9 protein-coding genes are annotated in these 14207 nt (G+C 65.6%); 2 read left to right on the plus strand and 7 right to left on the minus strand.

The annotated features are described in order from the left end of the window. Positions 1 to 23 precede the first annotated feature (23 nt). From CW348_RS06010 to CW348_RS06040, 7 genes are all read right to left on the minus strand, one after another. A complete protein-coding gene (locus tag CW348_RS06010) occupies positions 24 to 2159 on the minus strand; it encodes a DEAD/DEAH box helicase (RefSeq protein WP_011291159.1) in 2136 nt (711 codons plus the stop codon). Next, complete coding sequence (gene brxD / locus CW348_RS06015) at positions 2156 to 3481, minus strand: BREX system ATP-binding protein BrxD (protein WP_104612530.1); 1326 nt, start codon at positions 3479 to 3481, stop codon at positions 2156 to 2158. Before brxD ends, CW348_RS06010 begins: the two co-directional genes overlap by 4 nt. Further along, positions 3482 to 6226 (minus strand): BREX-2 system phosphatase PglZ, encoded by a 2745-nt coding sequence (pglZ, locus tag CW348_RS06020; RefSeq protein ID WP_061783642.1) that lies wholly within the window; start codon positions 6224 to 6226, stop codon positions 3482 to 3484. After that, the gene (locus CW348_RS06025; RefSeq protein ID WP_287463092.1) at positions 6223 to 10008 is read right to left on the minus strand and encodes a phage resistance protein; all 3786 of its coding nucleotides are present in this window, start codon (positions 10006 to 10008) and stop codon (positions 6223 to 6225) included. The genes pglZ and CW348_RS06025 overlap by 4 nt, the downstream gene beginning before the upstream one ends. Before the next feature lie 1127 nt (positions 10009 to 11135). Further along, on the minus strand, positions 11136 to 11330 hold the full coding sequence (locus CW348_RS06030; RefSeq protein WP_081430391.1) for a DUF397 domain-containing protein: 195 nt from the start codon (positions 11328 to 11330) through the stop codon (positions 11136 to 11138). 368 nt (positions 11331 to 11698) lie between these two features. After that, positions 11699 to 11893: a DUF397 domain-containing protein gene (locus CW348_RS06035; protein ID WP_011291155.1), complete on the minus strand. Its 195-nt coding sequence runs from the start codon at positions 11891 to 11893 to the stop codon at positions 11699 to 11701. Next, positions 11890 to 12741, minus strand: coding sequence for a helix-turn-helix transcriptional regulator (locus CW348_RS06040; RefSeq protein ID WP_016188299.1), 852 nt, complete (start codon positions 12739 to 12741; stop codon positions 11890 to 11892). The genes CW348_RS06035 and CW348_RS06040 overlap by 4 nt, the downstream gene beginning before the upstream one ends. Positions 12742 to 12922: 181 nt before the next feature. On the opposite strand from CW348_RS06040, the gene CW348_RS06045 reads away from it, so the two are divergent. Together CW348_RS06045 and CW348_RS06050 are read left to right on the plus strand one after the other, a co-directional pair. Further along, positions 12923 to 13270 (plus strand): hypothetical protein, encoded by a 348-nt coding sequence (locus tag CW348_RS06045; protein ID WP_016188298.1) that lies wholly within the window; start codon positions 12923 to 12925, stop codon positions 13268 to 13270. Continuing rightward, positions 13270 to 13800, plus strand: coding sequence for an ATP-binding protein (locus CW348_RS06050; protein ID WP_011291151.1), 531 nt, complete (start codon positions 13270 to 13272; stop codon positions 13798 to 13800). The genes CW348_RS06045 and CW348_RS06050 overlap by 1 nt, the downstream gene beginning before the upstream one ends. Positions 13801 to 14207: the final 407 nt, after the last annotated feature.

Here is a 14207-nt window from a genome sequence, read left to right on the forward strand (position 1 = left end):
GACCCATCGCACAGCCTGAGGGCCTACTCCCCCACGACGAACCGAGTGGGTTCGGTGAGCGCAGTCCGTGCCCCTGCAACGTCGGCGAGCCGGGCGGCCAGCGTGCGTTCGGCGAGGTGGCGAGGGAGCGCTGCGGTGAATTTCAGCCCGTGCAGGGCTTTGTCGTCGACTTCGGGCAGCACGATGCGCTCGGCGGCAGCCGTGCGGATGGCCCGCCACCGGGTCCGGTCCACGTCCCCGCTCAACCGCAGGTGGGTGTCGCGGACCTGCTGGCCCGGGTCAACAATCCCGCTGAGGGTGGCGCGCAGGGTGAGGTTGGCGCGCGTGCCCGCCCACGTCCACCAGCGCAGTTCCCCGTTGCTGCGGGTGATGACGGTGCCGTCGGGGTGCACGTGGTCGGCGTGCCGGTCTCGGGCGTGCGTTAAAGCGTCGACGGCACGTCGGGTCAGTTTCACGGGTGGATCCGTGCCGAGAAGCACGTCGCGCACGGCCCGCGCTAGTTCGAACGACCAGCCGAGCACAGTCCCAGAGTCCCAGCGGGCTCGTCCTTCCCCGCTGTCTGCGGGTTCCACGTAGCAGCGGCGCCGTTTCCAGTCGACTCCGGTCACAGCCCAGCTGCGGCCGGCGAGCAGGAGCAGCCGCGGCCCTTCCCCGGGTTCGGCTGCGGACAGCAGCGCCGGGTTGGTGCGGCCGATTTCGGTGCGGCCGTGCAGCACGGTGAATTCGGGCGGGGCCGTAAACACGCTGGTGAGTTCCGCGAAGTGCCGGTGCCCGAAGCGGCGTTCCGCTTCGGGGCCGACGATGAGCATGCCGTTGTCGCTGGTGAGGAATCCTTCGCGGAGCAGGTGGGCGAGGATCGGCTCCCCTTCAGTGAAGGGTGCGAGCCCGTTCCACCATTCCGTCCACAGCCGTTCTCCGACTTTGGGTTCTTGGAGGCTGAGGGCGAGGAGTTGTTGGGCGACGATGTGCCGGGGTTCGGGGGTGGGGTGCACGGGTTCCACCCAATGCTGTCCCCACAGGTGGAGGAGCCCGGCCGCGCCGAGCAAGCCCATGTCGTTGAGGGCGAGGAACAGGCAGTTGCGGGTGGTGTCGGGGCGGCGCCCGGTGCGGCCGATGCGTTGCAGGAAGGATGCGACGGTGGCGGGCGCGTTGATTTGGATGACCCGGTCGAGGTCGCCGACGTCGATGCCGAGTTCGAGGGTGCTGGTGGCGACGATGACGCAGTCGCGGGCTTCCGCGAAGGCTTGTTCGGCGCGGCGGCGTTCGTCGACGGACAGGGAGGCGTGGGAGAGGAACACGGTGACGCCTTTGGCGCGGAGGGCCGCGCCGATGCGTTCGACGAGTTGCCGCGAGTCGCAGAAGACGAGGCGTTTTTCGCCGCGGTGGAGGGCGGCGATGACAGTGGCAGCGTTCTCGGGGGAGCCCACGTAGTCGAGTTCGACTTCGCCGGGTGGTGGCCCGTTTTTCGCTGCGGCTGGGCTGACCCGGGGCACACCGGGGGCGATGACGCGGCCGGGGCGGTTGCCCGCGTTGCTGCCTTGCAGCCAGGTGAGGAGGTCGTGCGGGTTGCCGACGGTGGCGGAGAGGCCGACGCGTTGCAGGGGCCGTTGGGACAGCCGGGTGAGGCGTTCGAGGACGGCGAGCAGGTGCCAGCCGCGGTCGTCGGAGGCGAATGCGTGGACTTCGTCGACGATGACGGCGCGGACGTTGCCGAGGAGGGCGCGGTGGTCGACGGTGGTGCTCACCAGCATGGCTTCGATGGATTCGGGGGTGGTGAGCAGCACGTCGGGCGGGGTGCGGAGGATGCGCTGCCGGGCCGCGGCGGTGACGTCGCCGTGCCAGAGGGCGGCGGTGCGGCCGAGCCAGCCGGTGTAGCCCTGGAGGCGGGGCAGCAGGTTGTTGAGGAGGGCTTTGAGCGGGCACACGTAGAGCACGGAGACGCGGTCCCACTGCTGGTTGGCCATGGCGGTGAGCAGGGGGAACACAGCGGCTTCGGTTTTGCCGCCCGCGGTGGGGGCGAGCAGGACCGCGTCGTCGCCGTTGATGAGGGGGGCGAGGGCTTCCCGCTGGAGGGGGCGCAGCGTGGGCCAGCCGAGGGTGTTGGCGACGTGGTAGGCGAGGGTGGGGTGGAGCAGGTCGAAGCTGGTGGGGGCGGTCACAGGCTGAGTTCTACCTCATCGGCGGATGCGGCGCGCGGGGTCCAGGTGTTGCGTTCGGTTTCGGTGAGGTCGCTGGCGCGCACGGTCAGCTGGTAGTGGATGCGCGGGTCGAAGTCGGGGATGTCGTTGACCCGGTCGATGACGTCGACGAGTTTGCGGAGGAAGAAGCGGGGGGCTACTCCGACACGGCCGCCGAGTTCTCCGGCGACGGCTTGGGCGAGGTCGCGGATGTAGGTGTTGTCGACGCGGGCGCGGATCCGGTCGGGGGCTTCGGCTCCGTTGGCGTACAGGTCGCGGACGGTGGTGCCGAGCTGGTGGAGCCGGTCGAGGTCGAAGCTGGGGAGGCGGATTTGGACGGCCCGCAGGTTGTCGTGGCGCGGGTCGGGCATGAAGTCGGTGGCGAGCCGTTGGGCGAGGGGGGCGAGGCGTTGCACGCCTTGCGGCCCGTCGTAGAAGGCGGGGGTGCCGGTGATGACGAGGTAGAGGCCGGGGAAGCGGCCGGCGGTGATTTCGTCGATGAGTTGGCGGAGCGCGTTGAGGGCTTTGTCGCGGGTGTCGGAGCGGGTGCGTTGCAGGGTTTCGAGTTCGTCGAGGACGATGAGGAGCCCAGGGTGGCCGCAGTCGCGGAGCAGGGTGAGGAGGCCTTGGAGGGCAGCGAGGGCCCCGGAGTGGTCGAGGTCGCCTTTGATTCCGGCGTAGCGTTTCGCGGCGGCGGCCACGTTGGGTTGTCCGCCGAGCCAGGCGACGAGCGCGTCGGCGATGGCGTGCTGCCCTTCGGCTTGGGCGCGGTGGTAGCCGCGGAGGGCAAGGGCCACGGCGGGGCTGCTGCGGGCGACTCCGGCGAGGCGTTGTTCGAGGAGTTCCGCGACGGCTTGGGTGAGGGCGTGTTCGTCGCCGCTGGGCACAGTGCCGTGGTCGAGGACGTCTTCTTCGAGGGTGTAGACCCAGTTGTCGACGATTTCTCGGAGGGCGCTGGGCGGCTGGGTGGCGGTGGCGAGGCGTTCGGTGAGCCGCCGGTAGACGGTTTCGAGCCGGTGCAGCGGGGTTTCGGTTTCGGAGATTTGGATTTCGGTGACGGCGAAGCCGGCGCGTTTGGCGCGTTCGGCGAGCCAGCGGGAGAAGAAGGTTTTTCCGGAACCGTATTCGCCGCGGACGGCTTTGAAGCTTGCGCTGCCCGCGCCTACGGCGGCGAGTTCCTCGTCGAGCACGGTTTCGTACCGGTCGAGTCCGACGGCGAACAGGTCGAGGCCGTTTTGGGGCACGGTTCCGCGGCGGAGCGCGTCGAGGACTTCGCGGCGGCGGGCGGCGCTGACGGTTTTCACCTAGGAGGCACCTTCCGGGAATTGTTCTTTAAGCAGCGGGATGTTGAGTTCCACGGCTCGGTCGGCGTCGGTGAGGACGAGCACCGGGAACATTTCCACGTTGAGGACTTTGGCCACCATTTTCAGGAATCGTGCCGCGCGGAAGGGTTCTTTCCCAGCGGCTTCAGCGACGCGTTCGACGGGCAGGCGGGGCCGGTCGCCTCCGACTTCGGCGAGCGTGTCGATGACGGCCGCGATTTCTTCCTTGGGCGGACTCTTGGGGATTTGCTGGTGGACGTCGGCGAACACGGCCGTGTCGACGATCCGCTGGCCGAGGCTGCGCACGACTTCGGCGCGGCTGATGAGCGCGTTGTCGTCGTCGACGGCGGGGGCGCGTGTAGCCCGTCTCGGGGTGGGTGTGGTGTCGTCGGGAAGGCGGGTGGCGATGGACTGGTTCCACCAGGCGGGTTCGTGCTGGGTGGGCCGCAGGGTTTCCCACCTGTCGGGGAGGAGTTCTTTGCCGGGGAGGAACACGAGCACAGGGATGACCATTTCGGCGGTGGAAATGCCGCCGTGGTATCCGGCCCGGCGGGAGGTGTAGCGGATGCGTTCGTCCCAGGGGACGACGATGCTGCCGCCTCCGGCGAGCACTCGGTCGCCGGTGACGAGGATTTCCCCGTCGTGGGGGGTGCCGGTGCGGTAGCGGGCGGCTTCCCCGTCACTGGTTTTGCGGTTTTCGTCGCGGTCCCACACGTGGCCGTGGTCGGAGACGAGGATGACGGGCCGGTGGGCGCGGTGCGCGGTGTCGAGGAGGGTGCGGAGTTTCCCGATGCGGTGGACCCGCCAGGTCGCGGTGTCGCTTTCCCGGCCGGTGGCGAGGGAGTCGTCGACGATGTTGAGGACGACGGCGACGACCTGTTCGGTGTCGTCGATGGCCGCCTCGACGTCGGCGGGCAGCCGGTCCCCGGGGCCGGTGGCGAGTTCCCGCTGGTAGAAGAGGGCGCTGGGGCGGGCTCCGGCGGCGGCTTTCCGCCAGAAGGCGGCGAATCCGGCGCGTTCGTCGCTCTGCCCGCCGGTGGTGAGGGTGCCGCACAGCAGGGAGGCCCGCGAGCAGGTGGTGATGGACGGCAGGGTGGCGAGTGCTCCTTCCCGTCCCCGGTCGCTGCGGGCGACTTCGATGAATTGTCCGCTGGCGGCGATGTCTTCCCCGAGTTGCACGGCGACTTCGGCGCTCATCCCGTCGAGCAGGATGATGAGCGGGGCTTGCTGTTTCGCGACGGGGACAGCGATCCGTTTGAGGAGGTTTTCGGCGAGGAGCAGTTCGTCGGTGTGCGAGGACACTTCGGTCCACGCGGCGACACGGCGGGCGAATGCTTCGTCGATGCGGGCGCGCCGTTCCCGGACGCGCGTGTAGAGCCGCTGGTAGGCCTCGCTGAGCGCCGGGTTGTCGGTGGCGGAGGTGTATAGGGCGCTGGCGGCACGGTCCACCCACGCGGTGACGGCCATGTGGGAGGCGACCCCGTCGGCGACGGTGGTGGGGGGTGCTGGGTCGGTGGCGAGCCAGCGGAGCAGGCGGACCGCGTTGAGCGCGCCCACGAATTCGGGGGCGGTGGGGTCGCAGCGCCGGTGGTCGCGGACTCGGGTGAATGCTTCTTCGACGTGCCCCAGGTCGCGGGGTTGCGGATCGTCTTTGCCGGGGTGGAGGAGTTCGCTGATGTGTTCGCCGAGCGTGGCGAGCCGGGCGTGGAGTCCGCTGGCGAGGAGTTGGCTGTTGTTGGCGACCGCGTCCGCGCCGACGGCGGCGAGGATTTCTTCGGCCCGCCTGCTGGCGCTGATGGCGGTGTCGTGTTCCGCACCGTCCATGAGGCGGAGCAGAGCGGCTTCGCAGTTGTCTGCGAATCGGCGCAGTTCGTCGAGGCTGGGCGGGGGTGCGCCGAGGAAGCGTTCTTCGATGCGGATGCGTGTCTCGGTCACACCGGGCAGGCTGCTGTTGGCGGGGTCGAGGAGTTCGCGGAAGACGAGTCCGAGCGGCAGCGTGTCGGAGATCTGCTGCCGGTCGAGGAGGCGGAAGACGACGGTGGCGACCGCGCCGATGTGCTGTTCAAGGGCGTGGCGGAGCCCGACGCGTTCTTCTTCGGGCAGGGACGTGTATTGGGTGATGCGGGCAGGGTCGCGGGTCCAGTCGAGGAGTGCGGCCGCGTCAAGCCGGTCAGCGTCCTCGTAGCCGAAGCGGGCCGCAGCGACCCGGTGGAGGGCGTCGTCGAGTTTGAGGATGGTGCTGCTTTTCCGCCACTCGGTTCCGAGGCTGATGTCGTAGAGGGCGTTGGCGAGCCACGCCCATTCCCGGGAGTAGAGGCGCGGGTCGAGGTGGCGCAGGTCGAGCTGGTCGAGGACTAGTTCCCAGTTGTTGACGGTGAAGACTTCTTGCCCGACGAGCCGGGAGAGCAGGGTGTTGCCGAGTTCTTGGGTGGTGCATGGGGTGAGGAGCACCAGGTATTCGGCGTCTCGGGGCCGGCTGAGTTCGGCGAGCAGCGCCAGCACGGTGGGTGCGGGGACGACGCGGGCGTTCACGTGGCGCCCGTCGTGGTCCACGGTGATTTCGTCGGGTCCCGCCCATTGGGGGGCGGCACGCAGGGCGACCGCGCGGGCGTGGGCCGCGGCGGGGTCGCGTTCTGCGCGCCGCTGCTGGCGTTTGAGGGCGCGCCGGAGCGCGCCGCGGACCGCGTCAACGGTGACGGGCGGAACGGTTGTCGTGGCAGTGGTCATCGGCGCACCACCCGCACGATGATCTCAAGTTCGGTGTCTTCAGGGATGTTGAGCCTGCTGCGCAGGTTAGCGACGGCCGCGGCCGGGTCCTCGCCGGGTGACACCCGGATGGTGGTTTCGGCGTTGGTGTAGGAAGGCGGCGGAGGAGGCGTGACCGGTCTGGGGCCAGAGAAGTCGTCCTTCTTTTCACCGCCGGGAGTGGAGGGGGCAACGCTTTTTTCGATAAGCGCGATCGCCTCGCCGGTGATCTGGTCGAGCGCGGTGGCGAGCTTCTTTTGCTGCTCGTTGTGGCGCGCTACTGTTCTGAGCTCTTGCAGTAGTCTCCTAGCCTCCGGGGCGTGCTCGCCTGCGCCTTTGGCGATTTTCTCCAGGGTGCGAAGGAACTTCCAGTGCGCGCCGTCGAGTGCTGCCGCCACGTTGGCAGCGGTTTCCATGCTGACCTTGTAGACAGCAGCGTCTCCGGGCAGGTCGGCGCGGGCGAGTGCGGTGATCAGCGTGCTGTCTTCGGTTTGGCCGCGGATCTGTCCTAGCAGGTCGTAGGTGATGTTCGCGGTGCGCAGCCGCGGGGCTTCTTCGTCAAGTTCGAGCATCTCGGTGTGCCGCTGGAGCTGGCTCAGCAGACTCTCGGTAGCGGCAAACCAGTCAACGCTTTTTTCTTTGAGCTGTTCAGCAAGCCGCTGCACGGCCCGCGCGTTGCGGACAGGCTGGGGTTCCAGGCCGAACAGCAGTTTGGCCCGCTGGTTGGCGATCGCGAAGTCCTCTTCCGAGGGCAAGGGCTGGCGGCGCAGCACAATGTCGCCTTCCAGGCTGCCGATCGCGACCTGGGTGTAGCGTCTGCCCGCACGGATCCATGCCCGGTCGGATTGGATCGCGTAGACGAGGACGAGCAGGTCGACGATGTCGTCGGGGAGTCCTTTGCCGTCGCCGCGTTCGCGGATCCACTTCTTCAGGTCGCGGACTTTGATGTCGGTGATGTCGGCGTATTCGGTGCGCGCCGCGTCGTCGAGCGCGGTCAGCCACGTATCGCGGAGCACGAATACTTCGCTGACTGTGGCGAGGTTCAGCGGTTGCGCGACGCGCCGCAGCGCCTGGATCTCGTTTTTGTTTTCCGGCTCGTAGCGCTGCAACCTGTCGGCTTTGGCTTTCTCCACAGCGTGGAGGACCGCGTTGAGGTCGCTGCGGCGCACTTCCCGCCGGGCCCCGCTGGTCGCAGTGAAGTCGGGGTGTTCGGGGTAGAGGTGGTCGAGGAGTTTCCCGGCGAGGCGTTGGAGGGCGTCGCGGAGCTGGCTACCCGCTTCGATGGCGATGTCCACGTTGGGCAGGAACGCTTCAACGTGTTGGGTGACCCGTTCGCCGACTTCGGTGTCGTCGGGTTCGGTGGCCCCGTAGAGGCTGCGCAGCAGGCCGCGGAGCCGTTCCCGAAGCTGGGTGGCCTGGTTGTCGATCTGGTTGTAGGCCTCGCGGCGGTCGTCGGAGCTCCAGTCGGGCGCTTTTTCTTCAATAACGCCGTCTTGGAGCAGGTATTCCATCATGAGGAGCCGTCGCGCGTCCTGTTGCCGGCTTTCGGAGAGGAAGTGCGGCAGCCAGACGAGGGTGGCGGGCGGGTTGTCGAATTCTTCGCGGAGCACCTGGACGCGCTGCCGGTCTTCGGCCGGGCTGTGGGTGCCTTCGTCGAAGGGGTAGTCGATGACGATCCGGATCGCCGCGGGGTCTTCCGGTTCGAACCGCTGACGCATGAGGGAGTCTTCGGACCTGACGTTGCCGAAGTCGAGTTCCACGGTGCGCAGGGTGCCGCGCCACAGGATGTGGGTGCGGGTGGCGTCCGGTTCGAGGCCCAGTTCTTCCCACAGGAGGCGTTTGAACAGCCGCCGCATGGCCTGGTCGCTGGCGGCGTGGTAGCTGCTGCGCATGAGGGATTCGGTGTCGACGCGCAGCAGGTTGAGGCTGATGGTGGGGTTGTCGCCGGGGCCGACGCGGACTTCACCGAATTGGGCGCTGAGTTCCCGGAAGAACGCGGCGGTCCGCGCGATGTCTTGTCCGGTGCGTCGCGCGGGGATGATGCCGTGGTTGAGGGCGATCATCCGGCTGACGGTGATTTCTTTGAGCGCGGGCACGTTGGGCACGAGGGCCGCCAGCAGCATGGTTTTGACCAGCAGGTCTTCGGCGCGGAACGGGTTGCGCACGTCGAGGTTGGCTGCGGTTTCTTCGGTGAGTTTGTGGCGGCTGAGCAGCCAGGGCCGCACCTTGTCGCGGTAGAAGTTGCGGATTTTCTCGTATTCGACGCTGAGCCGGTCGTGGAAGGGTTTGTCTTCCCCCGCAACGAGCACGTCGAGGATGGCGCCGAGCGGCACGAGCTGGCCGACGGGCAGGGTGGTGCGGTGGTCGATGAGCAGCTGCTGCATGAGTTTGAGGGCGCTGCGCTGGCGTTGCAGGGCCGCGGACAGGTCGACCATGACGTGCAGCAGTGCCGGGCTGAACGGGTAGAGGGCGCGGAAGTCGTCCCAGGTGTCGGCTTCCCCGCCGGACGAGTCGAGGAGGGTGTCGCGCACTTCGGGGCGGGTGTTGACCATGCGCTCGAAGGCGGCGCTGATTTCCGCGGCAGCCTCAGAGTTCTTGGGGCGCAGCAGCCGGTGCCGTACGACTTCGCTGAGGTTGCTGTCGTCGAGTTTGATGTGGCCGAAGCGGCCGTCCCAGTATTTGAGGGTGTCGAACAGGCCGCCGGTGGCGCCGGTGACGTTGGTGCCGACGAGGTCGCGCAGGTCACGCTGGCGGGGCACGAAGCTGATGATGGGGGCGGGCCGGTAGGACTCGGAGGATTCCACCAGCTTGGACATTTTCTGCGCTTCGGCGTTGATGCGTGCCTCGTCGCCGCCGAGGAATCGGGTGAAGCGCAGGATCAGCTCGTCAAGCAGGAGGACGACAGCGTCGTAGCCGAGTTCTTCTTTAGCGTGGCGGCTGATGAGGGACAGGCCTTCGTCGAGGGTGACGAAGGCTTCGCCTTTGCCGTGGACGACGTCGGCGTAGCGTTTGAAGTGGCTGCCGAGGAGGGCGCTGATCAGGTTGTTGCGGAGCCGGGCCTGTTCAGGGTCGGTGGTTCCGGCGGGAACGTTGAAGGCTTCGTCGAGTTTTTCAGAAGTCCACGAGTGAGCAGCCCAGGGCGTGTTGCCCCATCCACTGGATGCCGTGGCTCCTCTAGGGTTCGGCAGGTCTGCGATGAATTTTTCGTCGCCGAGTCGGGCGCGGAGTTCCCGTGCGTCGGCGAGCAGTCCGTCGGCCCGGTAGACGGGTGGGACGGAGGCATCTGGGTGGAGGCGGCGCACGGTGCGCACGTATCCGCCGAGGATGGCGGCTTCGATGGATTCGGCGTCGACGAGGTGGCTGGCGACGAGCAGGAATTTCTTGCCTGCCAGCCAGTCGTCGTGTTTGGCGAGGATGTCGGGCATCCGCGGCAGGCCGCGGGCGACAGGGTCGTGGCGGAGGATGGCGTGGAGGACCGCCATGAAGTGGCTTTTACCGGAGCCGAAGGACCCGTTGAGGTAGGTGGCGCGGGACTGGCCTTTGGCGAGCGCACCTTTGATGGTGGTGAGGGCTTCGTCGAAGTTGCGGGCGAGCTGTGGGGTGACGACGTAGTCGCGGATCGCTTGGGCTTGTTTCTCCTCGTCGACCCCCCCGGTCCCTTCGGAGACCTTGAAGACGAGGTCGCCGTCGTGGATCGCTTCGGGGATTTCGATGAGGTCGCCGATGAACCGCTTGCCGCTGGCGGCAGGGTGGGATGTCGTCATCGCCGTATGAAACCCTTCTCGCATTTCAGGGGATGTATGCCGCAGGTGACCGGTGGGAGCCGCCGACCCCGTTCAGCACTTCTCTCAAGGGTACGACTGTCACTGGTGGCGGTGTCCGCGGTCTGTCGTGGCCGTGTCAACAAGTCCGACAGCGGAAACGCACCCCAGTTTATGTGTTAACGACGATTTCATCAATAGCTCTGTTGGCGGTGCTCCGGTCACGAGGTTCCGGCAAACACTGGTACCTGCAAGAGACACGGACCCAGCGGCTTCTGGGCAATTCGGAAGTTGCCCCCAGGGACCAGAGACGCAATAGCTGCGAGCTCTGTCCCGGTGGGAGCCCGCGAGTATCCCACTATGTGAACAGTCGTCTCCCCAGACCATCCGTTCCTGCGTGGACTGTCATCTAGACCCTAGAGCGGAAACACCATCTTTTCCGGTGCTTTATGCCTTTTCAAAAGCCCATCTGCCGTTTCCAGATGAGTCCAAGGACGTTCAGCCCTCGAAAACAGTCCGGACGGGGCGCCCTGTCTGCCAGATCGGGGCCGTGAACAGCAGCGGCGTCGAGGGCTAGCGCCTAACTCCAGCCCTCGACGCCGCATTCAATGGACGTTACTTCTTCTTCGCTTACGGCTGCGGGTGGTGGTTTTAGGTCGCCATGCTTGCATGTCGCTGTCGGTGATGTCGGTGCGGTCTTTGAGCTCGGCGAGGTCTTCATCCAGGTAGTCAGCAGGGCTTTGCCCGTACTCATCCGGGGTGGTGTGCTACTGGTGCACCCAGGGGCGCAGTTCAGCCAGCCCGACCAGCAGCGGAGTCATTTTGTCCCGATCGTCGCCCCAGCCGTGTTCGTCAAGCCGTTGAACGCAAGATCAGGGTCGACATGTGCCAGGCCTGAACAGACACGCTGATGTTGTCGGTGACCATGGCTCTCTCGCGTTATCCATATTGGTGAAGTCTGTCAATGATTCAGAGAGCAGCTGCTCGAGAGCACTTCGAGACTCTCACCACGTCCCGCGGCTCCTGAGCGACGTCTGGCAACACCAGCCTCCTAGCCACACCGGGAGCTAGATATACCCGGACCTCTCGATGTGGTTCAGAGGGCTGCTGCTAAGCCCAGATTCCGCCTTTCAGTGACGCTCTTCTTGCGCCATACGGAGGAACGCCACCCACTCAGCGGAAGAGAAGCACAACACACCAGCCTCAGGGTGCTTAGAGTCACGGACAGCAATAGCACCAGGGAGCTCAGCGGCCTCAACACAATCCGCATTAATTCCACTGTAGCTGCTTTTACGCCACCTCAATTTCTTGTCTGTTGCGCCCATGCACTAGACCTTTGAACATCCTGTGTGACGCGGTCAAACATTCCCACAAAGAGAGATTCTTTCCTTATTTCACAACAGCCACAGGTGAAACTCAAACCTCTCTATATTACTTCAAAGAGCTAGAAACTTATCCATCCCAGAGAGCTAGATGTAGGTTTCCCCGATTCGTTTACAATGAATCTTTCGACTCCAAAGAAAAACCTCGATATCACAGCTCTTACTAACCGGATGCCTGAGGTTTCAGCACAGGAAGCCTTTGTAGGCGTGGCCTGCGGCAGACCACTGGAAAGGCAGCTAACGGCTATCCGACGAACAGGGCTGTGATCGGGGCGTCTCCATGCCCTCCTCCACCCTGTTCACCAGGTGTTCTAGAGGTGCTTGCTCCGGGCTGCCTGCAGGAACGCGACCCATTCAGCTGTGGGGAAAGCCAGCACTGCGGCGTCCGGGTTCTTGGAGTCGCGGACAGCAGTGGCACCGGGGAGGTCAGCGACCTCGACGCAGTTGTAGTCCCGGCCGCTGTAGCTGCTCTTACGCCACTCGAGCGTCTTACCTGCGGTGTTCATTCCTCCAGCTCCTTTGCGATCTGTGCAATGAGGTTGATGGAATCAACGTGGGTGAGAGCTACTTCGTTCAAGCGCTCTACTTCTTTTCTAAAGAACTTGATTTCTTCCTCGTCTTCCAGGAAGAGAGCACAGATTTTATGTTCCAGGAGCACTACGGATTTCTGTTCGGGCAGGTCGAGAAGCATGAAGGAGCCGTCCAAGCCGTTGTGTGCTCCTAAAGAGAATGGAAGAGCGCGAAGAGTCACGTTGGGACGTTCGGCTGTCTCCACGAGGTGGCGCAACTGCCGCGCCATCAGTTTGGGAGGGAGTACAGGACGTCGGAGGGCACTCTCATCAAGGAAAGCCTGAAAGGCAGGGCCTGGTTCCCGGCTCAGAATCGCCTGTCTGCTTAGCCGAGCAGCAACACGAACCTCGATATCTTGCTCCGGTACTCCGCATGCCTTCATAAGGGCGCGGGTGTACTCGGGGAGCTGGAGCAGGCCTGGTATGAGCAGCGGCTCGACGCTCTGGATCTGGATTGCGTCTCGTTCCAGACGTATGAGGGTTCTGGTTTCTCTGGAGAGGCCGCCATCAAGCCCGGATTTCTCCCAGTGCCCGGGCTTATCTACCTTTCCCGCCTTGTTCACCAGGTAGTCCCGTCTCTGCCCGGTGATCCCGTAGATCGCTAACAGGGAAGCCACATCCTCCCGTTTCGTCCCTTGTTTCCCTGTTTCGATCTTGGAGAGCTTGGAGGCGGGCCAGTCGAGCCGCCGGGCGACCTCCCGCATGGACAGTCCGCGTTCTTCTCGGATCTCACGCAACTCGCTTCCGAGGTCGCGGCCTGCCACGGTGGGCCGCCTGACTGTCATGGCAACCTCCTCATGTCTAGGGCTGGGACAGAGCCTAGTCGCTCGGGTTGCTCCCGTCCCAACCTGTCAACCACTCAAGAAATGTTTCTAGAAACATAAGAAACACCAATCGAAACGGTTCTATAGTGCTCTGTGTTCACGGAAGGCATCAGGAGTCTTCCACTGCGTGAAGAGCTCTCCCATGTCTGAAATCGGCCACTTCCCCTTAACAGAGCAGACCAGCGACCGCACCGCCCACCTCTCCCGGCTCGCTGACGCCATCCGCTCCCTCGGCGTCACTGCCCTCATCGCCCTGTCGGCCACAAGTCACCCGGTGCTCTACGTCCGCACACGCACGCGGCTGGTCCCCGTTGTCGTGGTGGAGGACATCGCCGGTAACCAGTGGTTCATCTGGGGCCGCACCGGTACCGCGCACGTCTCCCAGGTCAACCACGCCGCTGCCGCACTGTGCGGCCTCGACCGAGCGGTCACCCGTTCCCGGGTGAACCCGGTTGCTGCGCGGCGCGCCGCGTTGCGGGAGGCAGCTTGATGGACACTCCTCCCAACCCCAACGACCAGGAACCCGACCTGTCCGCACCTGGTTCTGGTCCCGGCCGGCTCACCGTCTCGGAGTTCTGGGAACTGCCCGGAGACCCTGCGTTCTGTCCCGAGCTGCGGCACCGCATCCGCCGCAGTCTCGCCGACTACCCGCACGCGGTTGACGACGCCGAACTGGTGGTAGCTGAACTGTTCGCCAACGCCTGCCACCACAGCGTCAGCGGCGATGGCGGCAAAATCTCGGTGACGCTCTCCGCCCTCCGCACTGGCCTCGTGCTCGTCACCGTCGCCGACCAGGGGCCTAAAGCAGACCCGCACACCCGCCTGCCGAGCATCCCGCACACCCGCACCGACACCGGCCTTCTTTCCCTCGGGGGACGCGGGCTGCATCTGGTAGCTGCTCTCGCCGCTGACTGGGGCCATTGGAACATCGACAGCGGCGGCTACACCGTCTGGGCGCTATTCGCCCCGCCGGGAGCCACCCGACTACCCGATCCTCCCCTCCCCGGATCTAACCTCTGATCCCGATCCCCACCCCAAGGACTTCAAGCTGCTGTGCCGACCCCTCGCCCACACCACGGCACAGAACAAAGCCACCGGTCCGTGGCCGGTGGCCCCACACACCCGAAACTGTTTCCAGCCACTCCACCGCGGGAGCTTCCATGCTCGTCAACGTTCCACAAGCACTCCAGCACAGAGACGTGGGAGGGGCGTCTCATCAAAGGACAACGGAGGCGGAGAACAGCGCAACACAGGCACTCGGAAGCCGTGTCTCCCCGCGCTGTTTACCTCGCGCGAACGAACGCGAGTGGTGCCAGGCTCGGCGCCGTCCCGGAAGCGCTCTGCAAGAGCATCTACCGCCGCCGCCCAGGAATATCTGATGAAAACTGCTGTGCTTCCCGCCGAAGCACCAAATCCGCTCCCCCAAA

Source organism: Thermobifida sp. (genome assembly GCF_017577275.1).
GTDB lineage: Bacteria > Actinomycetota > Actinomycetes > Streptosporangiales > Streptosporangiaceae > Thermobifida > Thermobifida fusca.